Source organism: Sporofaciens sp. St.21A7 (assembly GCF_059728535.1).
On record NZ_BAAGFN010000001.1, the window covers coordinates 2,243,260 to 2,266,621 of the forward strand.

The 23,362-nt window shown below is 46.3% G+C and carries 19 protein-coding genes; all 19 read left to right on the top strand.

The features are described from left to right. Window positions 1–25: 25 nt before the first annotated feature. The 19 genes from AC6I3O_RS11155 to AC6I3O_RS11245 all read left to right on the top strand — a co-directional run bounded on the left by AC6I3O_RS11155 (window position 26) and on the right by AC6I3O_RS11245 (window position 23,305). A complete protein-coding gene (locus tag AC6I3O_RS11155; RefSeq protein WP_497850923.1) occupies window positions 26–556 on the top strand; it encodes a hypothetical protein in 531 nt (176 codons plus the stop codon). A 9-nt stretch (window positions 557–565) separates the two neighbouring features. Further along, a complete protein-coding gene (locus AC6I3O_RS11160) occupies window positions 566–2,425 on the top strand; it encodes a peptidoglycan D,D-transpeptidase FtsI family protein (protein ID WP_497850924.1) in 1,860 nt (619 codons plus the stop codon). A 118-nt stretch (window positions 2,426–2,543) separates the two neighbouring features. Further along, window positions 2,544–4,268: a peptidoglycan D,D-transpeptidase FtsI family protein gene (locus tag AC6I3O_RS11165; protein WP_497850925.1), complete on the top strand. Its 1,725-nt coding sequence runs from the start codon at window positions 2,544–2,546 to the stop codon at window positions 4,266–4,268. Between the two features lie 63 nt (window positions 4,269–4,331). Then, complete coding sequence (mraY, locus tag AC6I3O_RS11170) at window positions 4,332–5,288, top strand: phospho-N-acetylmuramoyl-pentapeptide-transferase (protein WP_497850926.1); 957 nt, start codon at window positions 4,332–4,334, stop codon at window positions 5,286–5,288. A 15-nt stretch (window positions 5,289–5,303) separates the two neighbouring features. Continuing rightward, the gene (gene murD, locus AC6I3O_RS11175; RefSeq protein WP_497850927.1) at window positions 5,304–6,653 is read left to right on the top strand and encodes a UDP-N-acetylmuramoyl-L-alanine--D-glutamate ligase; all 1,350 of its coding nucleotides are present in this window, start codon (window positions 5,304–5,306) and stop codon (window positions 6,651–6,653) included. A 58-nt stretch (window positions 6,654–6,711) separates the two neighbouring features. Continuing rightward, entirely contained in the window at window positions 6,712–7,812 is a 1,101-nt protein-coding gene (locus tag AC6I3O_RS11180) for an FtsW/RodA/SpoVE family cell cycle protein (protein ID WP_497853453.1), read from the top strand. A 32-nt stretch (window positions 7,813–7,844) separates the two neighbouring features. Further along, window positions 7,845–8,756 (top strand): cell division protein FtsQ/DivIB, encoded by a 912-nt coding sequence (locus tag AC6I3O_RS11185; protein ID WP_497850928.1) that lies wholly within the window; start codon window positions 7,845–7,847, stop codon window positions 8,754–8,756. Between the two features lie 230 nt (window positions 8,757–8,986). Next, window positions 8,987–10,228, top strand: a complete 1,242-nt coding sequence (ftsZ, locus tag AC6I3O_RS11190; protein ID WP_497850929.1) for a cell division protein FtsZ — start codon at window positions 8,987–8,989, stop codon at window positions 10,226–10,228. Window positions 10,229–10,598: 370 nt separating this feature from the next. Further along, the gene (locus AC6I3O_RS11195; RefSeq protein WP_497850930.1) at window positions 10,599–11,648 is read left to right on the top strand and encodes an autoinducer 2 ABC transporter substrate-binding protein; all 1,050 of its coding nucleotides are present in this window, start codon (window positions 10,599–10,601) and stop codon (window positions 11,646–11,648) included. Between the two features lie 67 nt (window positions 11,649–11,715). Further along, on the top strand, window positions 11,716–13,221 hold the full coding sequence (locus AC6I3O_RS11200) for a sugar ABC transporter ATP-binding protein (protein ID WP_497850931.1): 1,506 nt from the start codon (window positions 11,716–11,718) through the stop codon (window positions 13,219–13,221). 9 nt (window positions 13,222–13,230) lie between these two features. After that, window positions 13,231–14,544 carry an ArgE/DapE family deacylase gene (locus tag AC6I3O_RS11205; RefSeq protein ID WP_497850932.1) on the top strand — a complete coding sequence of 438 codons (1,314 nt, stop codon included), beginning with the start codon at window positions 13,231–13,233 and terminating at the stop codon, window positions 14,542–14,544. 14 nt (window positions 14,545–14,558) lie between these two features. Continuing rightward, on the top strand, window positions 14,559–15,539 hold the full coding sequence (locus AC6I3O_RS11210) for an ABC transporter permease (RefSeq protein WP_497850933.1): 981 nt from the start codon (window positions 14,559–14,561) through the stop codon (window positions 15,537–15,539). Next, window positions 15,536–16,513, top strand: coding sequence for an ABC transporter permease (locus tag AC6I3O_RS11215; RefSeq protein ID WP_497850934.1), 978 nt, complete (start codon window positions 15,536–15,538; stop codon window positions 16,511–16,513). Before AC6I3O_RS11210 ends, AC6I3O_RS11215 begins: the two co-directional genes overlap by 4 nt. A gap of 15 nt (window positions 16,514–16,528) precedes the next feature. Then, window positions 16,529–17,272 carry a glutamine amidotransferase gene (locus AC6I3O_RS11220; protein ID WP_497850935.1) on the top strand — a complete coding sequence of 248 codons (744 nt, stop codon included), beginning with the start codon at window positions 16,529–16,531 and terminating at the stop codon, window positions 17,270–17,272. An 87-nt stretch (window positions 17,273–17,359) separates the two neighbouring features. Next, complete coding sequence (locus tag AC6I3O_RS11225; RefSeq protein ID WP_497850936.1) at window positions 17,360–18,517, top strand: M20 family metallopeptidase; 1,158 nt, start codon at window positions 17,360–17,362, stop codon at window positions 18,515–18,517. Window positions 18,518–18,552: 35 nt separating this feature from the next. Next, window positions 18,553–19,587 carry a LacI family DNA-binding transcriptional regulator gene (locus AC6I3O_RS11230; protein WP_497850937.1) on the top strand — a complete coding sequence of 345 codons (1,035 nt, stop codon included), beginning with the start codon at window positions 18,553–18,555 and terminating at the stop codon, window positions 19,585–19,587. A 466-nt stretch (window positions 19,588–20,053) separates the two neighbouring features. Beyond that, complete coding sequence (locus tag AC6I3O_RS11235; protein WP_497850938.1) at window positions 20,054–20,881, top strand: sigma-E processing peptidase SpoIIGA; 828 nt, start codon at window positions 20,054–20,056, stop codon at window positions 20,879–20,881. Then, window positions 20,847–21,587, top strand: a complete 741-nt coding sequence (gene sigE, locus AC6I3O_RS11240; protein ID WP_497850939.1) for an RNA polymerase sporulation sigma factor SigE — start codon at window positions 20,847–20,849, stop codon at window positions 21,585–21,587. Before AC6I3O_RS11235 ends, sigE begins: the two co-directional genes overlap by 35 nt. 110 nt (window positions 21,588–21,697) lie before the next feature. After that, window positions 21,698–23,305: an MBL fold metallo-hydrolase RNA specificity domain-containing protein gene (locus tag AC6I3O_RS11245; protein WP_497850940.1), complete on the top strand. Its 1,608-nt coding sequence runs from the start codon at window positions 21,698–21,700 to the stop codon at window positions 23,303–23,305. Window positions 23,306–23,362: the final 57 nt, after the last annotated feature.

Genomic DNA, 23,362 nt, shown 5'->3' on the forward strand with positions numbered 1-23,362 from the left:
ATTTGACGGGAAAGGGGTGACTTACATGGCAGCAAAGAATCGTGTCAATCATGGGCAGCAGTACAGAAGACGGGGAAGTCAGGCGCCATATGTTTACGGGAATGTGGCGGTAGAGGTGGAACCGGGATACCATGAACAGTCACCTGAGAAACCTAAGAAGAAAGTCAGCAAGCAGGTACTAAAGAACAGGAAACAGGCGCTTCATATGAATTCCGCCTATGTGATTTTCCTTACTGTGGCGGCGGTCATGGCAGTTATCGTTTGCGTGAACTACGTAAAATTACAGTCACGCATTACGGACCGCTCGAAGAACATTACGGCAATGCAGAAGGAGCTGGCGAACTTAAAAGAAGAGAATAACGCAAAGTTTAACGCCGTGATGGATTCCGTGAATCTTGACGAGATCAGGGATCGCGCTCAGAACCAACTAGGCATGGTCTATGCATCTCCGGAGCAGATTGTGGAATACGACAACCCGGCCACGGATTATGTCAAGCAGTTTGAGGAGATTCCGGATGACGGTGTGCTCGCCCAATCAGGTAAACGCAACAGATAGGGGTGTGACATGGCAAAAAATACAAAGAGTTTATTACGGACAAAATTTTCAAAATTCATGCAGAAAAAGCTGGTATTATTGTTTGTGACGATTATACTGGCTTTTGTTATCTTAGTGGGAAGGATTACTTATATTAATGCGTCCAACGGTTCGGACTATACCAAGATTGTGCTGGACAGACAACAGTATGACAGTCGGACGATTCCTTTTAAGCGCGGGGACATCGTGGATCGCAACGGGACGAAGATTGCCACCAGCGAACGGGTGTACAACGTGATTCTGGACGTCCAGTATATGCTAAGCGACGAGGATTATGTAGAGCCTACCATAGCAGTGCTTAGGGACTGTTTCGGGATCGAGGAAGCGGCGGTGCGCCAGATTATTGAAGAGAAGCCCTCAAGCAGGTACAGTATTTTAAGGAAAAGCGTGGACTACGAGACGGCGCAGGCGTTCGAGGCAATCGACGCGGACGATGAGAATTATCCCAACGTCCGGGGAATCTGGCTGGAAGACGACTATATCCGGAAATATCCTTATAATACGTTGGCCAGCGATGTGATTGGGTTCACGGTCAATGGAAATGTAGGGAGCTGTGGGATTGAAGCGTCTTACAATTCGATCCTGAACGGGACGGACGGGAAAGAATACGGATATCTGGACGAGGATTCCACATTTGAGCGGACAGTTAAGGAACCGACCACAGGGAATACCGTAGTTTCCACCATTGACTTGCAGGTGCAGAATATTGTGGAGAAGCATATTTTGGCATTTAACGAGGCGCACAAGAACGAGGCAAGACCGGGAGAAGGCAGCAAGAACACGGCGGTTCTCATTATGAATCCCCAGAATGGGGAGATTCTGGCGGAGGCGACCTATCCTAATTTTGATTTGAACCAGCCCAGGGATCTGACGAGATACTATGCGCCGGAAACCATTGAAGCCATGTCAGAAGAGGAAAAGGTGGAGAAATACAACGAGCTTTGGAATAATTTCTGTGTCAGCGAACCCTATGAGCCGGGTTCCACCTTCAAACCATTTACCATAGCGGCAGGGCTTGAGACGGGTATCCTGACGGGAGGGGAGAGCTATTCCTGTGGAGGAATGCTCCATGTGGGGGACCATGACATCCACTGTAATAACCGCAGCGGACATGGGACACAGACGTTGAAGCGTTCCCTTGAGAATTCTTGTAACGTTGCTCTGATGCAGATTGGGCAGATCCTTGGAAAAGAGGAATTCAGCAGGTATCAGGAGTTGTTCGGTTTCGGGGAATCCACCGGAATTGACCTTCCCCGGGAATCCACCGGGATTCTCTACGACGTGGAGAACATGGATTCCGCCAGCCTTGCGACCAACGCGTTCGGTCAGAATTTTAATGTGACTATGACTCAGTTAGGCGCATCTTTTTGTTCTTTGATTAATGGAGGAGATTACTACAAACCCCATGTGGTAAGGCAGATATGGGATGAAAATGGGGATTTGCTGGAGAATAAGAACCCTGTGGTGCTGCGCAGGACTGTTTCAAAAGAAACCAGCGATATCCTCAAGGACTATATGCTTGGGGTTGTGGAGGAAGGAACCGGTTCATCGGCGGCGATTGAAGGATATGACATCGGCGGCAAGACTGGAACGGCAGAGAAACTGCCCCGTTCGGCAAACAATTACCTGCTGTCGTTTATCGGCTATGCGCCGCAGGAGAACCCGCAGGTGATGGTCTACGTCATCGTGGATGAACCAAATGTGGCGAAGCAGGAAGTATGCGCTTATGCAATTCAGCTTGCGGCGGATATTATGCGGGAAGTATTCCCCTATCTTGGGATAGAGAAGGCGACGGCGGCGGACGCTGTTATAGAAGAAACCGGGAACTAATGTGAGACTGGCATGTAATCAAAACAATCAGGCAGAGCAGAATATTTGGACATAGGATTCATAACCTTGCAAAAGCAGTAATAAATTATACAAACAGCTTTTGCGAGGTTTTTGCATTATGAAAAATAAAACATATAATAAGCGTAAGATTCTGGTGGTTTTCGTCGTTGCGGCCGTGATTATCCTGGCGTTGGTGGGGAGGCTTGTCTATCTGATGGTGTTCGATGCAAAATACTATCAGAAGAAGGCAGAAGACCTTCACGAGAGAGAGCGGGAAATCAAGGCGGCCCGGGGCGAGATACTGGACGCCCGGGGCGAAGTACTGGCCACCAACAAGACGGTCTGCACCATATCTGTAATCCACAGCCAGATACGGGAGCCGGAGAAGGTAATTAAGACGTTGGCGGAGGCCCTTGAGATGGATGAGGCGACAGTCCGTAAGCGTGTGGAGAAGGTGTCCTCCATGGAGAGGATTAAGACGAACGTGGATAAGGAGACCGGGGACAATATCCGTAATATGGAACTTGACGGCGTGAAGGTAGATGAAGATTTCAAACGCTACTACCCCTATAACGAGCTTGCTTCCAAGGTTCTTGGCTTTACGGGAGGGGATAATCAGGGAATCATAGGGTTGGAAGTGAAGTACGAGGAGTACTTGAAAGGGAAGAACGGAACGATCCTGACCACGACGGACGCCCGGGGGGTGGAACTTAACGGCGTGGCGGAAGACCGGGTGGAGCCTGTGGCGGGCAATACGCTGCAGATCAGCCTGGACTATAATATCCAGATGTACGCCCAGCAGATGGCAGAAAAGGTCATGGAGGAAAAGCAGGCGGATAAGGTGGGAATCCTGCTGATGAATCCTCAGAACGGGGAAATCCTTGCCATGGTAAATGTACCGGAGTTTAACCTGAATGACCCCTTTACCTTGAATACCGGGGCGGACAGCGCTTCGATGTCGGATGAGGACCGCCAGAACGCGCTGAACCAGATGTGGAGGAACGGATGCATTAACGATACCTATGAACCGGGTTCTACATTTAAGGCAATCACAGCGTCCGCCTGTCTGGAAGCGGGTGCGGTAAGGCTTGAGGATACCTTTAGCTGTCCGGGATACCGGGTGGTGGAGGACCGGAAAATCCGCTGCCACAAAGTGGGGGGCCATGGGGGAGAGACTTTCGTACAGGGAATTCAGAATTCCTGTAACCCCGTGTTCATCGATATTGGGCTGCGGCTTGGGACTGATGATTTTTATAAGTATTTCCAGCAGTTTGGGCTGATGGACCTGACAGGGGTAGACCTTCCGGGAGAGGCAGGGACGATTATGCACAAGAAGGAGAATGTGGGGATGGTGGAACTTGCGACCATGAGTTTTGGACAGTCTTTTCAGGTGTCCCCCATGCAGATGGCTACGACATTTTCCGCATTGGTCAACGGAGGGAGAAGGGTGACTCCCCATTTCGGCGTACGTATTCTAGATGCGGAGGGGAAAGAAGTGGAGAAGTTCAAGTACGAGGAGAAGAAGGGAATCGTTTCCGAGGAGACTTCAGCCACTATGAGGATGCTGCTTGAGAGTGTTGTCTCCGAGGGTTCTGGGAAAAATGCGTATATCGAAGGGTACTCCATCGGCGGCAAGACGGCGACCTCCCAGACGCTTCCGAGAAGCGCCAACAAATACATTTCTTCTTTCATCGGATTTGCCCCGGCAGACGACCCGCAGATATTGGGGATGTGCGTCATCTACAACCCGCAGGGAATCTATTACGGAGGGACCATTGCGGCGCCGGTGGTGCGGAATATATTTGAGAGCATATTGCCGTATCTGGGCATTGAAAAAGAGTAGGAAATGAAGTATACTAGGATAGTTAAAGAGTTGTAATTAACGAAAGAGATAAAGAGGTGGATTATGGATTATAGTGTATTGATTCCAGTACTGATATCATTTGCGCTGAGTGTGGTGATGGGGCCGCTGATCATTCCGGTGCTTCGGAAGCTGAAGATGGGGCAGACAGAGCGGGAGGAGGGTGTGAAGTCACACCTGAAAAAAGCAGGTACGCCGACGATGGGAGGAGTAATTATCCTTTTGAGCGTGGTCATCACGTCGGTCATTTATATTAAGGATTATCCTAAGATAATCCCGATTCTGTTTGTGACCCTTGGATTCGGGCTGATTGGCTTTCTGGATGACTATCTGAAGGTGGTGATGAAGCGTTCCGACGGTCTGTTCCCGAAACAGAAGATGGCTCTCCAGATTGTGGTGACGGCAATTTTCGCATTTTACATTATCAAGTTTACGGATGTATCCCTTGCCATGCTGATTCCATTTACGGGAGGAAAGTACTGGAACATAGGATGGCTTGCGATTCCACTGCTGTTCATTGCCGTGATTGGGACTGTGAACGGTGTGAATTTCACGGACGGGCTGGACGGACTGGCATCCAGCGTGACCGTGTTGGTCGCTACATTTTTTACGGTGGTCGCCATCGGGACCGAGAGCGGGATAGAGCCGGTCACTTGTGCCGTGGTAGGCGCGCTGCTGGGTTTCCTGCTGTTCAATGTATATCCTGCAAGCGTATTCATGGGCGATACCGGCTCCCTTGCCTTGGGCGGGTTTGTCGCATCCACGGCTTACATGCTGCAGATGCCGGTTTTTATCCTTATCGTGGGGCTGATCTATCTGGTGGAAGTGTTGTCGGTCATCATACAAGTGACATATTTTAAGAAAACAGGCGGCAAGCGTATCTTTAAGATGGCGCCTATACATCATCATTTTGAGCTGTGCGGATGGTCAGAGACGAGGGTGGTAGCGGTATTTTCCATTATCACGGCGCTCCTCTGCCTGATTGCGCTGATGGCTATGTAGGAGGAGACATTGAATATGGAAGTAACGAAGAAGAAGGTTCTGGTATTTGGTTCGGGAATCAGCGGAATCGGCGCGGCAAAGCTTTTGGAGGCAAAGGGGTCTTATGTGACGCTTTACGATGGCAATGAGAAACTAGATGCCAGGGAAGTGCGCCAGAAACTGGGAGAAGGGAGCAGGGCGGAGATTGTAATCGGCGCGTTCCCGGAGGAATTGTACGATACGTTAGATATCGTGGTCCTAAGTCCCGGCGTTCCGACGGATTTGCCGATTGTGAACCGAATGCGGGATGCGGGGATACTGATTACGGGCGAGGTGGAGCTTGCCTATGAAGCCGGGAAGGGAGATGTGCTTGCCATTACGGGAACCAATGGGAAGACGACTACAACAGCCCTCCTTGGCGAGATTATGGGGAATTATAAAAAGACCTTCGTGGTGGGCAATATCGGCAATCCGTACACCACGGCGTCTTTGGAGATGGATGAGGATTCTGTCACGGTGGCGGAGATGAGCAGTTTCCAGTTGGAGACAATCATTGATTTTCGTCCCAGGGTCAGCGCAATTCTGAATTTTACGCCGGATCATCTGAACCGCCATCATACCATGGAAGCCTATGTGAATGCAAAGAAGAATATTGCAAAGAACCAGACGGAAGAAGATTACTGTATCCTGAATTATGAGGATGTGCTTACGCGGGAATTTGGCGAAAATATACGGGCGCAGGTTCTATATTTCAGCAGCAAGCGTAAACTAGAAAAGGGAATCTATCTTGAGGACGGCAATATTATTTACAAAAATGGGGAAGAGATTTTGGTCTGCCGGGTGGAGGAACTGAATCTTCTGGGAACCCACAACTATGAAAATGTTATGGCTGCCGCGGCAATGGCGCTGGTGTACGGCGTCCCTGCGGACATAGTCAGGAAGAGTGTGCTGGCGTTCAAGGGAGTGGAGCATCGGATTGAGTATGTGACGGAGAAAAAGGGAGTCGTGTATTATAATGACTCCAAGGGTACGAACCCAGACGCCGCGATCAAAGGCATTCAGGCGATGAACCGCCCCACCGTGCTGATTGGCGGCGGGTACGACAAGGATTCGGTATATACGGATTGGATCAACAGTTTTGAAGGGAAAGTCAAGAAGCTGATCCTGGTTGGCGCGACTAGGGAGAAGATTGCAAGGGATGCGCTTACATGTGGGTTTACGGATTACCAGTTTGCGGAAACCTTCGAGGAGGCGGTGCTTGCGGCGGCTGATTTCGCCCAAGCGGGGGATGCAGTTCTTTTGTCGCCTGCCTGTGCAAGCTGGGGAATGTTCCCGAACTATGAAGTACGTGGAGAGAAGTTCAAAGAGATTGTAAATTCCTTATAAGGAGTGGCATATATTGACACAGTCTAAGAACAGAAGGTATAGTCAGGGGAATCCCGAAATGCATGCCCCGCCCAGGGCAGGCGGGTTACGGCCGTCAAGGTATGACTATACGCTTCTTACCGCGTTGTTTCTGCTTGTGATTACGGGGCTTGTAATCCTATATAGTACGAGTGCGTACAATGGCGACGTCAAGTTCCATGATTCGTTTTATTACTTAAAGAAGCAGGTGTTTGCGACATTGCTTGGAATTGCCGGGATGTTCGTGGTCGCTAATATGGATTACCATGTGTGGCGGCATTTTGCTGTTTTGGGATATTTGACGGCGATACTTTTGTCAGTGGCAGTCTTGTTCATAGGTGATGAGATTAACGGTTCCAAAAGATGGCTGTCTTTGGGGCCGCTTTCTTTTCAGCCGTCTGAATTTGCCAAGGTGGCTTTGATTCTATTCCTTGCCCAGATGGTGACGAAGAATGTGAAGGACATCGGGAAGATGCGTACCATGATGAAAATTATGCTGATGATTCTTCCGGTGGTAGGATTGGTGGGGGCGAGTAATTTAAGTACCGCCATTATTATCCTGGGAATCGGGGTTATCTTGATCTTCGTGGCAAGCCCTAAGTACGGGCAGTTTATCTTCATGGGGCTGCTTGGCATCGGGTTCATGGCGGTCTTCCTTGCGTTGGAGAGCTACCGTCTGGAGCGGCTGGCAATCTGGCGGAATCCGGAAGCCTATGAGAAAGGATATCAGACGCTGCAGGGATTGTACGCCATCGGTTCAGGCGGCTTGTTCGGGCGCGGGCTTGGGGAGAGCATCCAGAAGCTTGGGTTCGTCCCAGAGGCGCAGAATGACATGATATTTTCGATTATCTGTGAGGAACTGGGCTTGTTTGGCGCAGGGTTCGTGCTGATTCTGTTTTTGATTCTGATATGGCGGTTTTTCGTGATTGCGACCCATGCAAATGATTTGTTTGGCGCGCTGATTGCCACAGGAGCCATGGGGCATATGATGATTCAGGTGATTTTAAATATCGCCGTGGTAACGAATACGATACCGAATACGGGGATTACGCTGCCGTTCATCAGTTACGGTGGGACTTCGGTCATGTTTTTGCTGGTGGAAATGGGGCTTGTGCTCAGCGTATCTTCTTGGGTAAAATAGAATGTCTTTGGTTAGACAGGGGAGTATGAAATATGGGACGCAGGGAATTAAAGGAGCGGGATGGCTCGAGAAGAAGGAAGAAAAAGTCACATAAGATATACGCATTTATCGTCCTTGCGCTGGCGGCGGCGATTCTCGCGGCTGTCGTCTTTCTTTTGTTCTATGTCCAGAAGATTGAGGTCAAAGGAAATGATTATGTGACGGAGCAGGAGATTGTGGATGCTGTGCAGAATGACGATTTATCGGTTAATGCATTGTATATTCTGGGGAAATATGCCCTTGGGAAAGGAAAAGTACTGCCATGCCTGGAGCAGATGAAGGTGCGGCTTAACGCGCCGTGGATTGTGAAGGTGGATGTGAAGGAGAAGCCGATTGTGGGATATGTGCGCAATGGGGAGCTTTACGACTATTTCGATAAAGAAGGGTTTGTGGTGTTGGAATCATCTGCGCTGATAGAAGGGGTTCCGTATATTGAAGGGATCGGCATGGGAGAGGTGAAGCTGTATCAGCATTTGGAGAGTAAGAACACAAAAATCTTCGAGCAGCTTCTTGAGACGTCCAGAGAGATTGCCAAGTATGGACTCAAGCCGGACAGGATTGTGTGCGAGGGGGATGTTATCTATCTGTATATGGGGAGGATACGGATTCGTCTGGGGAAGACGGTATCTGCCGAGAAGATTGCGCAGATTACGCCGATTCTTGAAAAGATTGGTGATAAGGAAGGGACGCTGCATCTGGAGAATTATTCTGAGGTGCAGGGGACGGTTACTTTTCAGGAGGAGCCTCTGCCCCAGGAGAGTGGAGGCGATGAGCCCACAGGGGATGCAGGGGACGGAACGCCGGAAGCAGATGGCGTACAGGATTCGTCTGGCGAGGGTGCGCCGGAAGCAGATGGCGTACAGGATTCGTCTGGCGAGGGTGCACCGGAAGCAGATGGCGTATAGGAATCAAAGGATAAAATTAAGGGATTGCCGATTCGTCACTCGGAAGAGAGAGGATTGTAATGGGCTTTGGGAAGAAAATAGAGAATAAAATTGAGAAAAATAGAGGAATTCTATTGATATTTTACACAAAAGTCTATATTATATAAGTATATATGGCAAAGAACACATTTCATTTGCTTTATGTGTGGGATGTATAATATATAATAAGGATAACAAAGGAGGAGAAACCCTTGCTAGAAATTAAAACGAATGAATCAGAAGCTGCGGCGAAGATAATTGTTGTTGGAGTCGGCGGCGGCGGCAATAATGCTGTGAACCGAATGATTGATGAGCAGATTGCCGGTGTTGAGTTTATTGCTATTAATACAGATAAGCAGGCGCTCCAGTTATGTAAGGCGCCGACGCTTATGCAGATTGGCGAGAAGATTACGAAGGGTCTTGGAGCAGGAGCAAGGCCGGAGATTGGCGAGAAGGCTGCGGAGGAGAGCGCGGAGGAAGTTTCATCGGCGCTGAAGGGAGCGGACATGGTGTTCGTTACCTGCGGTATGGGCGGCGGTACGGGAACCGGAGCGACGCCTGTAGTTGCGCGGATTGCCAAGGAGCTTGGCGCGCTGACGGTCGGTGTTGTGACGAAACCATTCCGTTTCGAGTCTAAGACGCGTATGAACAATGCGCTGTCAGGAATCGAGAAGCTGAAAGAGAGTGTGGACACTCTGATTGTAATCCCGAATGATAAGCTGCTTGAGGTGGTGGACAGGCGTACCACGATGCCGGAGGCTTTGAAAAAGGCGGACGAGGTATTGCAGCAAGGTATTCAGGGTATTACTGATTTGATTAACGTGCCTGCGCTGATTAACCTTGACTTTGCAGATGTCCAGACGGTTATGACAGACAAGGGTATCGCACATATCGGTATCGGACAGGGACGGGGCGACGACAAGGCGTTGGAGGCTGTAAAGCAGGCAGTTTCCAGTCCGTTGCTTGAGACGACCATCGCAGGCGCATCCCATGTCATCATCAATGTATCCGGTGATATTACCCTGATGGATGCGTCCGATGCGGCTGAATATGTGCAGGATCTTGCAGGTGAGGATGCGAATATCATCTTTGGAGCCATGTATGACGATGCCAGGACAGACGAGGCGACTATTACGGTAATCGCTACGGGCCTTCACAATGTGGGAGGCAGTGCATCTAAACTGAAATCAAGGCTTGAGACGCCAAGGGGCGGCGGCGCTATGGGACATGCCGGCGGCGGTATGCAGCAAGGCGGATATGACAGGTCTATGCAGCAGGGCGGGCCTGCGGCGCCAAGGCTGGACTTCGGTATGGGAAGCATGAAGAGCAGCGGAGCGTCAGCGATGCCGAGACGTCCGGTAGGGGGAACAGCGCCTTCTCTGGATACGCCCAGGACTCCCACCAGCAAGGTGAAAGAGCAGTCGATTAAGATACCGGATTTCTTTAAGAAGTAGGTTGAGTGTTGAAAGATGATAGAATTCCATAAGAGATTCGGACACATGAAGGTGTGTTCGGGTCTTTTTGTGGTATTTCGATGTATCCCATTGAGTAGTTACTGATTATGAGATTGACAAAAATGCGGTCACGATGGAAAAACGATTTAGTAAACATTTAAAACAGCAGAGGTCAAGGAATTTTTTGTAAAATGTGTTTCCAATATTTGTATATTATGCACTGAAATAGAAATAAAAAATAATAAAAATATACATATTGACAAAAGAGATAAGATGTATTATTATCAGTTCAGAAAGAAAAATAAAGCGGCTTATTTTTTTTACTAATTTGGAAAAACGTTTTACCAAAACTACTTAAAGGAGGAACAATATGAAAAACACAATGAAAAAGGCGGTTACGCTCTTTATGGCAGCAGCAATGGCAACCGGAATGTTAGCAGGATGCGGAAGCGGCGGGGATAAACCGAAAGATAACGGTGAAAGTAAGCAGCAAACAGAAGACAGCGATAAGCTGAAAATCGCATTCGTTCCACAATTAATTGGAATTCCATATTTTACCGCTATGGAAAAAGGCGGGCAGCAGGCAGCAGAAGACTTGGATGTAGAATTTCTTTATACAGGGGCTACGCAGGCAAGCGCCACAGAGCAGGTAAAAATTATGGACAGTTTGATTAAGCAGGGCGTAGACGCTATGTCGCTTTCTGTTTTAGATAGTTCTTCTACGAATCCGTATATTGAGAAAGCACAGGAAGCTGGCATTCATGTTTATACAAGTGATTCAGATGCTCCGGATAGTACACGTGAATTTTATGTAGCGCAGGCAACAGACGAGGCGTTAGGCAGAACTTTAATGGATCGCCTGGCAGCTCAAATTGGTGAGAAAGGTCAAATAGGAATTGTCTCAGGAGAATCAACGGCAACTAATTTGAATACATGGATTTCTTTCATAGAGAAACAGCAGAAAGAAAAATATCCGAACATAGAAATCGTGGATATCAGGTATACACAGGGCGGAAGCAGCGAGCAGGCTTTAAAACAAGCGCAGGAGCTTATGACAAGATACCCGGATTTGAAAGGAATTGTCGCAGTCGCATCATCTACGATTCCAGGAGCTGCGCAGGCCGTACAGCAGGAAGGAAAGGCAGGAAAGGTAAAAGTTATCGGTTACGGTTCACCGGCGACTGTAAAACCTTTTGTTGAAGCAGGAGTTATGGAAGAATCTATTTTGTGGGATGCGGAAGAATTGGGATACCTTACGGTTTGGGCTGGAAAAATGGCGGCAGAAGGGAAAGAGTTTGAAGAAGTGAATGAGATTGAAGGAATTTCTAATCCGGTGACATGGGATGCGGAAAATAAAATATTGTTACTTGGAGAGCCGTTAATTATTACAAAAGACAATGTTGACGATTTTGACTTCTAGGATTATTTAGCAAAGAGGCAAATCATAGGGTTTGCCTCTTTTTCTGAAAGCGGAGGGAGATGATTTTTTGGCGGAAGAGACTATTTTACGGGCAGAATCCATTAGTAAATCCTTTGGGGGAGTGAAAGCGCTGCAGAATGTAAGTTTTTCATTAAAAATGGGGGAAGTGTTATCTGTAATCGGAGAAAATGGCGCGGGCAAATCTACATTGATGAAAATCATTGCAGGCGCTCTGAAAAATGATAAGGGAACTCTTTTTTTTGAAGGGAAGGAAATGCATTTACATTCGCCTCTTGACGCGGTGAAACAAGGGATTTCAATTGTATATCAGGAACCTAATATTTTTGCAGATATGTCTGTTCTTGAAAATATTTTTATGGGGAATGAAGTGGTAAGCCGTAATAAGACTATTATGTGGACGAAGATGTATGAAGAAGCAAAAGGAGCCTTGAAACTGGTTGGTTTATCAGAGGATATTCTGCATCTGACAATGAGTGAACTATCAATCGGAAATCAACAGCTTGTCTTAATTGCAAGAGGGATATACAAGAAGTGTAAAATACTGATTTTAGACGAACCGACTTCTATTTTGAGTCATAATGAGTCGGAAAAACTATTTGATATTATAGCGGATTTGAAAAGCCGGGGCGTAAGTATCATATACATAAGTCATAGAATTCCGGAAATTTTAAGAATTTCAGACGACATTATTGTATTGAGAGACGGATGCCTGACAGGAACGCTGATTCCGGAAGAGGTAAGTGAAGAAACCATTATTCAGGCAATGTCAGGGCGGAAAATAAACATGAGCGTTTATGAAGAGCATGAGCAGGGAGAAGAACCTGTTTTGGAAGTAAAAGACATTTCTTATGATAATGTATATCAAAATATTTCTTTTTCTGTAAAACCGGGACAAATCTTAGGAATGTATGGGCTTGTCGGCGCTGGAAGATCAGAAATAGCGAGAGCCATTTTCGGGGAAACAAATGCGAAGAGCGGTCAGATTCTGTTTGAAGGGAAAGACATTACGGGAGAGGGGATCAATCAGGCCATTGAAAAAAGGATCTTTTATGTGCCGGAGGACAGAGGCGTCCAGGGTTTGTTTGATATCCATCCGGTCAGGGATAATATGAGTGTTTCTTTCTTAGACAGCCTTTCTAATAAGTTTGGGGTGATTGATAAAAAGAAAGAGAGAAAGACTGTGCAGGATAATATTGAAAAATACAGCATTAAAACACCGAATCAGAATGTCAGTGTCAGCAGCCTAAGCGGCGGAGGCCAGCAGAAGGTTTTGATATGCCGCTGGCTTCTTGAGGAGCCTAAGGTCTTGATTCTTGACGAGCCGACACGCGGTATAGATGTTATGACAAAGGCTGAAATACATAAATACGTGATAGAACTTGCAAAATCGGGTGTGGCAGTGATTGTAATTTCCTCAGACCTGCCGGAGGTTATGGAGCTGAGTGATAATATTATCACGCTTTATAAAGGAAAAATTACAGCCAGATTTGACAGAGAAAACGTAACGGAAGAGGATATTTTGAAAAATACATTAAATCTGAATGGGGAGTAGGAGGAAAATATGAATACAAAAGAACAGGTTTATACATGGATTGATGAGAACCAGAATGAAGTGGTGAACCTTCTCCAGGAATTAATAAAAAAACCGAGTGTGAATCCATATTTTGATGAAGAAAAAGAATATATGCAGGAGGGAGAAGCACAGGCAGTATTAAAAAAATATTTGGATGAGATGGGAATGGAAACAGAATATTCTTATCCGGATGCAAAAGAGCTTGCAGAATATGAAGGAAAACCGGGATATTATGCAGATCATACATTTGAGGGCAGACCCAATCTTTTCGCGGTGTTAAGAGGCACAGGAGGCGGAAGATCTATGATGATGTCCGGCCATATTGACGTAGTGCAAAGAGGAAGCAAGTGGAGTAAAGATCCTTTTGGGGCGGAAATAGTCGGTAATAGGGTGTATGGAAGAGGTACTGTGGATATGAAAGGCGGAATTGCCGCAATGACGGTTGCTCTAAAGGCGATTCAAGAGAGTGGAATCCGGTTAAGGGGAGACGCCATGATCGGTACGGTCGTGGATGAAGAAGCAGGGGGAATGGGAACGCTGGCTTTGGTTGCGAAGGGGTATCGTGCAGATGGATGTCTGATTACAGAACCGACGCATTTGGATATTGCGCCGCTTTGCAGAGGAATCTTGTGGGGGAAGCTCACAATAGAGGGAAGAGCCGGCCATATTGAGCTCAAACAGGGAGATTTCCGGACCGGAGGAGCGGTAGATGCGATTGACAAGGCGTCCCTTTATTTGGAACATTTTCGTAGATTAAATAAAGATTGGTCAGTAACCAAAGAACATAAATATCTTCCCATTCCCTGCCAGATTCATACTGCACAGTTTGAGGCGGGAGAATATCCGACAACATTTGCTAATCGGGCGGTATTGACTTTTAACGCGCAGTATTTACCGGCAGAGAAAGACGAAAATGGTCTTGGTTCAAAAGTAAAGAAAGAGATTGAGGATTATGTGAGAGCAGTAGCAATGACAGATCCCTGGCTGAGAGATAACGTACCGAAAATCGAATGGCTGATAGATGCGGATTGCGGGGAGACATTGGACGACCAGCCCTTTTTTCAAACTGTAAGGGACAGCGCACAAGAGGTTAATAGCCAGTCAAAAGTAGAGGGGATTTGCTGCCATACGGATATGGGATGGTTCTGCAATGTGGGAATTCCAACATTGAATATCGGGCCAGGAGATCCAAGGTTAGCACATCAGGCGGACGAGTATGTAGAGATAGAAGAACTCGTAACCTGTACAAAAATGATAGCGTCTATTTTGTTAGATTGGTGCAAAGTGGAAGAAGTATCGTAATGGGGGTGAGATGTGTGTTCAAAAAATATGTTCCGAAACCGGGAAGGAGAGAATATGTTACATTTCTTTTATTGATTGCTGAGATTATTTTGTTTGGAATATTAGCGCCCAATTTTCTGACGATAGATAACATGATTCGGGTCATTCAGAATAATGCGGAGATAGCCATGGTAAGTATTGGCATGACGATCGTAATGCTGCTTGGAGGAATCGACTTGTCTGTTGGTTCTGTGATGGGTGTAATTGCGATACTGATTGGATATATGCTGCAGGCAAATATAAATATTTTTATCATTGTAATTGCGGCAATTGGGATTGGCATTGCGGTTGGATTTGTAAACGGATTTTTAGTTGCAAAGTTTCAGATTCCGGACATGATTGTGACGATTGCGACTATGAATATCTGGAAAGCTGTAATTTTTGCCTTGCTTGGTGGGAAATGGCTGACAGGGTTAAATCCAAGCTGGGCAGTGGTTTCCAGGGCGAAGTTTTTTGGAATTCCGGTATTACTCCTTTTAATTATAGCTGTTTATGCTGTTTTCTATTATTTCCTTATGTATCGAAGATTCGGACGCTATATTTATGCGACGGGATGTAATCCGCAATCGGCAAATCTAAGCGGTATTAATATAAAGAAAATCAAGCTGATTTCTTATTGTATATCAGGAGGAATTGCCGCAATTGCCGCCATGCTCTATATTGCAAGGATGGGAAGCGTGGAGATGACGATTGGATCGGACCTTCCGATTGCCTGTATTGCAGCGGTAACGATTGGAGGAACGGGAGCAAAAGGAAATGGGAAGCGTGGAAGCGTGATTGGTACGCTTGCAGGGGTCTTGTTTATCGCTTTTTTAAAAAATGGCATTGTAATCCTTGGAATTCCATCATTATTGGAGAATTGTTTTATTGGTCTTTTGATTGTGATTTCCGTATTGTTTGACACGATGACGGCAAGTACAAGAGCGGGAAAGAGAAATCGGGAGGTAACAGCATGAAGAAGATAGCATTTTCTATTGCGAAGAGCAGAACAAAATTTTTGCTGTTGCTGTTTGTAGTGGAACTTATTGTATTGTCATTGATTAGCCCTTACTTTTTTAATATGAACAATTTAATGCAGGTGACACAGTTCGGAGCATCTTTAACCTTGTTGTCATTGGGCGAGGCGCTTGTAATGATTGCAGGGCGCGATGGAATTGACATCTCTATCGGAGCAACTATGAGTTTATCGGGAGTAATATTCGGATTGACGGTGATGAATGGTGCAGGAATCTTTTCGGCCGCGCTTGTTACGCTTGCAGGAGGAATTTTACTTGGCGCTATTAATGGGGGATTAGTTGCCGCAGCCAAGATTCCGGCGTTGATTGCAACGTTAGGAACACAGTATGTGTATGGATCGCTTGCCCTCTATTTAACAGGAGGGATTCCAATCAGTGGTTTTCCGGACAGCTTTAAGATGTTGTCACTTGAAAGTACGTTTGGAATACCAAATCAGATTTTATTTGTAGTAATCCCGGTGACGGTACTTGTCTTTGGCCTTGTTTATAAGACGAAATTTGGACGGCGTGTATATTTGATGGGAACGAATTTTGAGGCGGCAAAGTACACAGGAATTAAGGAAAAGAAAGTCAGAATGTGTGTGTATATACTCGCAGGGCTGCTTGCATCAATCAGTGCAATTATCAACAATTCGTGGCTTATGACGGCGAGAGCGGATGCGGGAACCGGAATGGAGATGCAGGCGATTACGGTGGCAGTATTAGGAGGTATTGGAGTTGCCGGAGGTGTTGGGCATCTTGGCGGTGTTCTGATAGGAGTCATTATTATAACAATGATGAATTCAGGGCTTCAGATTGCAAATATTAATTCCGTATGGCAGCTTGCAGCTTTAGGATTTATCTTGGTTATAGCGATTATCTTGAATCACACGATGGCAAGATTTGTAGCAAATGTAGAAAAAAACAGAGAATAAAGGGAGAACTGAATTATGAATAAAAGAGTGCTGCTTGCAGGAGAATCATGGATGAGTTACACAACTCACGTAAAAGGATTTGATAGTTTTTATACATCCGTATATGAAACAGGTGAAAAGTGGCTGAAAAATGCATTAGAAGAAGCAGGATATGAAGTCGAATTTATGCCAAATCATATTGCGGCAGAAAAATTTCCTTATACAGTAGAGGAATTAAGAGAATATGACTGTGTAATTTTATCGGATATTGGTGCAAATACATTGCTTCTTCCAGCTGAAACATTTACAAAAAGCATCAAAAAACCGGATAGAGCAAAAGTGATCCGCGATTACGTACTGGAAGGAGGCGCGCTCCTTATGGTGGGGGGTTATCTTACATTTTCGGGTGTGGATGCAAAAGGAAAGTGGCATGATACGGCGGTACAGGAAGTGCTTCCGGTAGAAGTGCTGACAGTGGACGACCGGATGGAGCACTGTGACGGAATACGGCCGGTTACAGCAGCTAAGCATGAAGCGCTTGCGCAGATAACGGGAGAGTGGCCGGAAGTTCTTGGATATAATAAGACAATTGCGAAGCCCGAGACAGAAGTTGTCGTGACGGTGGGCGGCGATCCGTTTATCGCGTTTGCCAAATACGGGCAAGGGAGAAGCGCAGTATTCACATCGGATTGTGCGCCGCATTGGGCACCGGTTGAATTCTGCGAATGGTCAGAATATAATATACTATGGAAAGGCATTGTAGATTGGCTGACCAAATAATGAAAAGGCTGTCCTGTTGGGGATGGCCTTTTTGAGAAGAGAGAGATTTTGGCGGAAACATATTAATTTGCAAACGAGGTTAGAATCATGGACAAAGAATTGGAATTGCTGAACGAAATCCTATCGATTCCGAGTGTAAATGGAAAAGATGATGAGAGAAAGATTGCGGAGTTTATATGTAAATATTTACAGGACAATCATGTAAAGGCAAAAGTGCAGTATATAGACGACAGACATGCCAATGTGCTGGCAGTCATTCCTGGAAAGAGCGGAAAAAATATTATATGGAACGGACATTTGGATACGGTTCCATATGGAGATAAAGACGAATGGGACTCTGAACCGGCGGTTCCTGTGAAGAGGGATACGAAGATCTATGCAAGAGGAGCCAGTGATATGAAAAGCGGCCTTGCGGCTATGGTATATCTGTTAGGAGAGCTTGGAAATTCAGGAGAAAAGCCTGAGAAGGGAATCTACTTTTTTGGAACATGTGATGAAGAAAAAGGAGGAATCGGGGCGAAAAAAATATTGGAGAGTAAACAGGCGCCGAATGCGGAGCTTCTGCTAATCGGCGAACCGACGGGGTGCCGGCTCGGAGTGGCTCAGAAAGGATGCCTTTGGCTGGAATTAAAGGTACATGGCGTGACAAGCCATGGCGCTTATCCTTGGGAAGGGTGTAATGCAATTGAATATGGGATGGAAGCTTTTGTTCGTCTGAAAGAATGGATTGAAGGGTTCGGCCATAGGGTGCTTGGCAATGCGACAGTCCAGATTACAATGGCAGAAGGAGGAATTGCCTCCAATATGACGCCGGATTGTGCAAAGATTATGCTGGACATCCGAACGGTTCCGGGATTGGATGTGAAAATGGTTTTAAAGCAGATGGAAGCAATCTGCGAAAAATTATATGTGGAATCGGGAAGACGGTCTGGATTCGAGGTGAATATCATGAATGAGAGAAGGGCGATAGAAATATCATCGGAGCATGATTGGGTGAAACATTTTTCTCATTGTATAGAAATGGAAAATGAACCGGCGGAGGAGATAGGAATTAATTATTTTACCGATGCATCAATCTTGACGGAGGGATGCGAAGAAATGCCGGTACTTTTGTTCGGCCCTGGGGAACCCCATATGGCGCATAAACCAAACGAATATGTGGAGATTGAAAAATACAAACAGTATATAAGATTATTGTGCCGAATTTTTGATATTTGTCCACAAAAATGGAAAAAAATGTTATAATATATCCAATAAATCATGGTACGGAGTAGATTACATTGAGAACAACGATTAAAGATATAGCAAATTATACAGGTTTTTCTGTGACGACTATTTCACTGGTTCTGAATGGAAAGGCTGACAAAATTCCCAAAAGTACAAAAGATGTCATATTTGATGCAGTAGAAAAATTAAATTATCGGCCGAATCAGATTGCGGTTGGGCTTGTGAAGAAAAGAACAAAAACGATTGGGCTTGTGATTTCAGATGTCAGTAATGTCTTTTTCTCGAATCTTGCGAAAGGAGTAGAGGATGAATGCAGACGGAACGGCTGGAATCTCATATTGTGTAATACAAATGATTTACATAAAAGAGATTTAGAGTATATACAAGTGCTTGCGGATAAGGGCGTAGATGGAATTTTGTTCTGTATGTCTTTGGATAGTGATAAAAAGAGGGCGCTGGAGAGTGTGGATTTAATGAAAAAGCTAAAGATGCCGTTTGTAATGATAGACCGTTTCCTTGAGGAAGTGGACTGTTGTTCTGTTATTGTGAACCATAGGAGCGGAGGTTATGCTGCGACGAAGCATCTTTTGGAATTGGGACACCAAAATATTGCCTGTGTGGCAGGACCATTGGCATTGGAAGATTCGCAGCACAGATTAAAAGGATATAAGGAGGCGTTGGAAGAATATGGGATCGCGTATGATCCGGATTTGATATATGAAGGTAATTATGACAGGGAGAGCGGCAAAGAGGCGGTAGAATATATTCTTGGGCTTTCAAAGAAAGTAACCGCAATCTTTTCTTTCAACGATATGTCTGCGTATGGCGTGTATAATAGATTGAAAAAACACAATTATTACATTCCGAGAGATATGTCTCTTGTGGGTTATGACGATATTTTTTTCTCCGAAATATTGGACGTCCCTCTTACAAGTGTGAGTCAGCCAGTTTATGATATGGGAGTGGAAGCGGTGCAGCAGATTATCAGCGAGATTGGCAGTGGGGTGAATTCCAGAAAATGTATTACGTTTCAGCCTAAATTGACTGTCCGTGAAAGTACACAGAGGCTGAAGGAAAATATCCGTTAAAACGGCTTCACAGGCATGATGCCAGGGCGGGCAGAGTTATCGAGACTGATAAATATAAGATTCAATCGTCAGTTCTGTGACGTTTGATTAGTCTTTAAGCAACATGAATAAAAGAGAAGCATGGCAAGTTCCATGCTTTTTTTGTGTTTTCGGGACTTGTTGACAAAATGTGCCAATAGATTACATAAACTTCCAAATATTTCCAGAAATTTGCAGTTTATTCCCTTAAAATTCTTTCTTTTATGTCAAAAAAAGATACAAAGTCTTGTGTCTGGATTTGCAGGATTCCCACAAATCCATTTTCCCAAAAACTATATCTTGTGGTCAATACAGTCTGTCGAACGAAAATCGGGATTCGTCCCACCATCTGACAAAATCTTTTTGCTTTGGCTCGTATAATGAATCTTGCTTAAGTAATTCAATCGATTTCGTGTCACTGATCGTATCCAAAGGAAGAAGGTGGAGCGTGTATTATGAGTTGTACATAGACGTGTTTTTTCTGGAAAATTTTGCGATGGATTTCATCCTGCTTGCGATTGTGCGCAAGATGACGGGATGTTTGTCCGCATACTGGCGGATTTGTCTTGGAGCCCTGGCGGGCGCGTTTCTGACCTGCCTTGCCGTGGCTTTGCCGGTTCCATATGCGTTTGTGAAGCTCATACTGCTCCATGGACTGGCAAATATCGTAATGGTCAAAATCGGGATTCAGCCCCAGGGGTGGCAGGAGCTTGTGCGGGCATGGGTGATGCTCTATATCAGCGGTTTCCTTATCGGCGGGGTCTTTGGATTCCTCAGGCAGTATGTACGCGCAGGAAGTCTTTTCCTGGCGCTGGCTGTCGCCAGCTACTACCTGGTATCCGGTATCTGGAGCCTGGTGGCATATCTGGGCAGGCAGAGCAGTTACAGATGCCGGGTGGTGCTGCTTTATGGAGAGAAAAGCGTTGCCGTGCAGGCTTTAATCGACACTGGCAACTGTCTGAAAGACGAAGTTACGGGAAAGCCAGTCAGTATTATTGACAAAAATGTAATCAAGAAACTATGGGGAGAAAATGACATAACAGGAATACGTTATATTTCATATCACTCTATCGGAAAGGCGGAAGGTGTAATGCCATTAGTAACGCTGGATGGGATGTATGTATGCAGAAAAGAAAAGGAATGGATTGAGAAACCGCTGGCGGCCATCTGTGAGGGAGATATGACGGCTGACCGTTATGAGATGATTTTGAATCCTGATGTCTTAATAGGAGGGATAGGCTATGGTAATAAGAGTCGCAGTACCGCATCAATTTAAACTGAAAGTAGTTCCGGATTTCCGGACATTGTTTTTCCCGGATAAAAAGGATGTCCACTATATCGGTGGTTCGGATATCCTGCCCGCTCCGCTTAATACCAGCGAAGAGACGGCGGCGATTAATGACCTGGGCTCGGAGGACGACGAGTCGGCAAGAAAAATGTTGATTGAACATAATCTTAGGCTTGTGGTATATATCGCGAAAAAATTTGACAATACGGGGGTGGGCGTGGAAGACCTGATTTCAATCGGAACCATCGGGCTGATTAAGGCAATCAATACGTTTAACCCGGATAAAAATATTAAGCTGGCGACCTATGCGTCCCGCTGTATTGAAAATGAGATTCTGATGTACCTTCGCAGAAATAACAAGACGAAGATGGAGGTATCTATCGACGAGCCGCTAAATGTGGACTGGGACGGCAATGAGCTGCTTCTGTCGGACATTTTAGGCACAGAGGAAGATACGATTTATAAGGATTTGGAAAATGAAGTGGAACGGAAACTGCTGATTAAGGCGATTGGGCGGCTCTCGGGAAGGGAGCGGACGATTATTAAGATGCGGTTCGGCCTTGGGACGCCGGATGGGGAGGAACGCACCCAGAAGGAGGTAGCGGATATTTTGGGGATTTCCCAGTCATACATATCGAGGCTAGAGAAGAAGATTATGCAGAGGCTGAAGCGGGAGATGGTGAAATATTCGTAACAGTGAAGCCGGAAGGCTGAACGGTTATAAATATTCGTAGAGAATCCGGCAAGTATGCATAGAAAACAACCCTGAATGGTGCTATAATGAAAAGAAAAGGGGTTGGAGATATGAGACTTGAGTTTATTGGGGCGGCCCATGAGGTAACTGGAAGTTGTCATTACCTGAATGCATGTGGGAAGAACATTTTAATCGACTGCGGCCTTGAGCAAGGACCTGACTTATATGAGAATCAGGAATTGCCGGTAGCGGCAGGAGAGATTGATTATGTGCTTCTGACCCATGCCCATATCGATCACTCCGGCAAGATTCCGCTTCTGTGCAGGCAGGGATTTGCGGGAGAGATCGTCACAACATTTGCCACGTCAGACCTGTGCAATATTATGCTCCGTGACAGCGCCCATATTCAGGAGTTTGAGGCAGAGTGGAGGAACCGGAAGGGAAGGAGAAGTGGGGAGGAGCTTTTTGAGCCGCTGTATACCATGGAAGATGCCGACGCCGCCATTAAGCTTCTGGCTCCCTGTGATTACGAGCAGCGGATTACCTTGTGCGAAGGAATAGACGTACAGTTCCACGACATGGGGCATCTGCTTGGGTCTGCCAGTATCGAGGTATGGGTCACGGAGGATGGGGTTACGAAGAAGATTGTTTTCTCCGGCGATGTGGGAAATGCGAACCAGCCGATTATTAAAGAACCGCAGAAGGTGAAAGAGGCGGATTATATCGTGATTGAATCTACCTATGGCGACAGGACTCATGGGGATGTGATTCCGGATTATATCGGCGAGTTTACGAGAATTTTGCGGGAAACGTTTGCCAAAGGAGGAAATGTGGTGATCCCGTCCTTTGCGGTAGGGCGTACCCAGGAGCTTCTGTATTTTATCCGTGAGATTAAGGAGAAGGATCTTTTGCCGGAGTTTCGGGGATTTGAGGTCTATGTGGATAGTCCGCTGGCGATTGGAGCGACGAACGTATTTAACAAGAACGTTAAATCTTGTTTTGATGAAGAAGCAATGGCGTTGGTGGAGAAGGGGATTAATCCGCTGCTGTTCCCGGGGCTCAAAACGACGATTACCAGCGACGAGTCACGGATGATTAATTTCGATGAGAAACCGAAAGTAATCCTGTCGGCGTCCGGTATGTGCGAGGCGGGACGTATCAGGCACCATCTGAAACATAATCTGTGGCGTTCCGAGTGTACCATCTGTTTCGTGGGGTATCAGGCTGTGGGGACTCTGGGGCGCAAGCTGATTGAGGGCGCCGAGAGTGTGAAGCTGTTCGGGGAAAATATCACCGTGAATGCGAAGATTGAGGTTCTGAGAGGAATCAGCGGACATGCGGACATGAACGGGCTGTTGGATTGGCTTAACGGGTTCGAGAAGAAACCGGAACGTGTGGTTGTAGTCCATGGCGAGGATCAGGTGACGGATCATTTTGCCCGGCTTGTGGAAGAGACGCTAGGGTGTCCGGCGTTTGCACCGTATTCGGGCGGCACGATTGACCTGATGACCAATGAGATTGTGACGGAAGGGGTGAAGGCTCCTAAGAAGGCGGCGGAGAAACCGGCGAGATCCCGGGCGGCACAGGCGTTCCAGCGGGTGGTCGCGGCGGCAAAGCGGCTGCTTGAGGTGGTGTATCGGAATGAAGGACTGGCGAATAAGGAGCTGGCGAAGTTTGAGACACAGATTCAGAATCTTGCGGATAAGTGGGATCGGTAGAAAGATATTTGACAATCTCCATAATAGTATGATAGCATGAAAAAAATGCCGAAGTGT

What these genes read in the sequence shown, in the direction of transcription:
- murD (WP_497850927.1), top strand. Translation starts at nt 5,304, where the DNA reads ATGGAAGTAACGAAGAAGAAGGTTCTGGTATTTGGTTCGGGAATCAGC.
- AC6I3O_RS11205 (WP_497850932.1), top strand. Translation starts at nt 13,231, where the DNA reads ATGAATACAAAAGAACAGGTTTATACATGGATTGATGAGAACCAGAAT.
- sigE (WP_497850939.1), top strand. Translation starts at nt 20,847, where the DNA reads ATGGTAATAAGAGTCGCAGTACCGCATCAATTTAAACTGAAAGTAGTT.
- AC6I3O_RS11220 (WP_497850935.1), top strand. Translation starts at nt 16,529, where the DNA reads ATGAATAAAAGAGTGCTGCTTGCAGGAGAATCATGGATGAGTTACACA.
- AC6I3O_RS11215 (WP_497850934.1), top strand. Translation starts at nt 15,536, where the DNA reads ATGAAGAAGATAGCATTTTCTATTGCGAAGAGCAGAACAAAATTTTTG.
- AC6I3O_RS11225 (WP_497850936.1), top strand. Translation starts at nt 17,360, where the DNA reads ATGGACAAAGAATTGGAATTGCTGAACGAAATCCTATCGATTCCGAGT.
- AC6I3O_RS11160 (WP_497850924.1), top strand. Translation starts at nt 566, where the DNA reads ATGGCAAAAAATACAAAGAGTTTATTACGGACAAAATTTTCAAAATTC.
- AC6I3O_RS11180 (WP_497853453.1), top strand. Translation starts at nt 6,712, where the DNA reads ATGCATGCCCCGCCCAGGGCAGGCGGGTTACGGCCGTCAAGGTATGAC.
- AC6I3O_RS11185 (WP_497850928.1), top strand. Translation starts at nt 7,845, where the DNA reads ATGGGACGCAGGGAATTAAAGGAGCGGGATGGCTCGAGAAGAAGGAAG.
- mraY (WP_497850926.1), top strand. Translation starts at nt 4,332, where the DNA reads ATGGATTATAGTGTATTGATTCCAGTACTGATATCATTTGCGCTGAGT.
- AC6I3O_RS11245 (WP_497850940.1), top strand. Translation starts at nt 21,698, where the DNA reads ATGAGACTTGAGTTTATTGGGGCGGCCCATGAGGTAACTGGAAGTTGT.
- AC6I3O_RS11165 (WP_497850925.1), top strand. Translation starts at nt 2,544, where the DNA reads ATGAAAAATAAAACATATAATAAGCGTAAGATTCTGGTGGTTTTCGTC.
- AC6I3O_RS11195 (WP_497850930.1), top strand. Translation starts at nt 10,599, where the DNA reads ATGAAAAACACAATGAAAAAGGCGGTTACGCTCTTTATGGCAGCAGCA.
- AC6I3O_RS11155 (WP_497850923.1), top strand. Translation starts at nt 26, where the DNA reads ATGGCAGCAAAGAATCGTGTCAATCATGGGCAGCAGTACAGAAGACGG.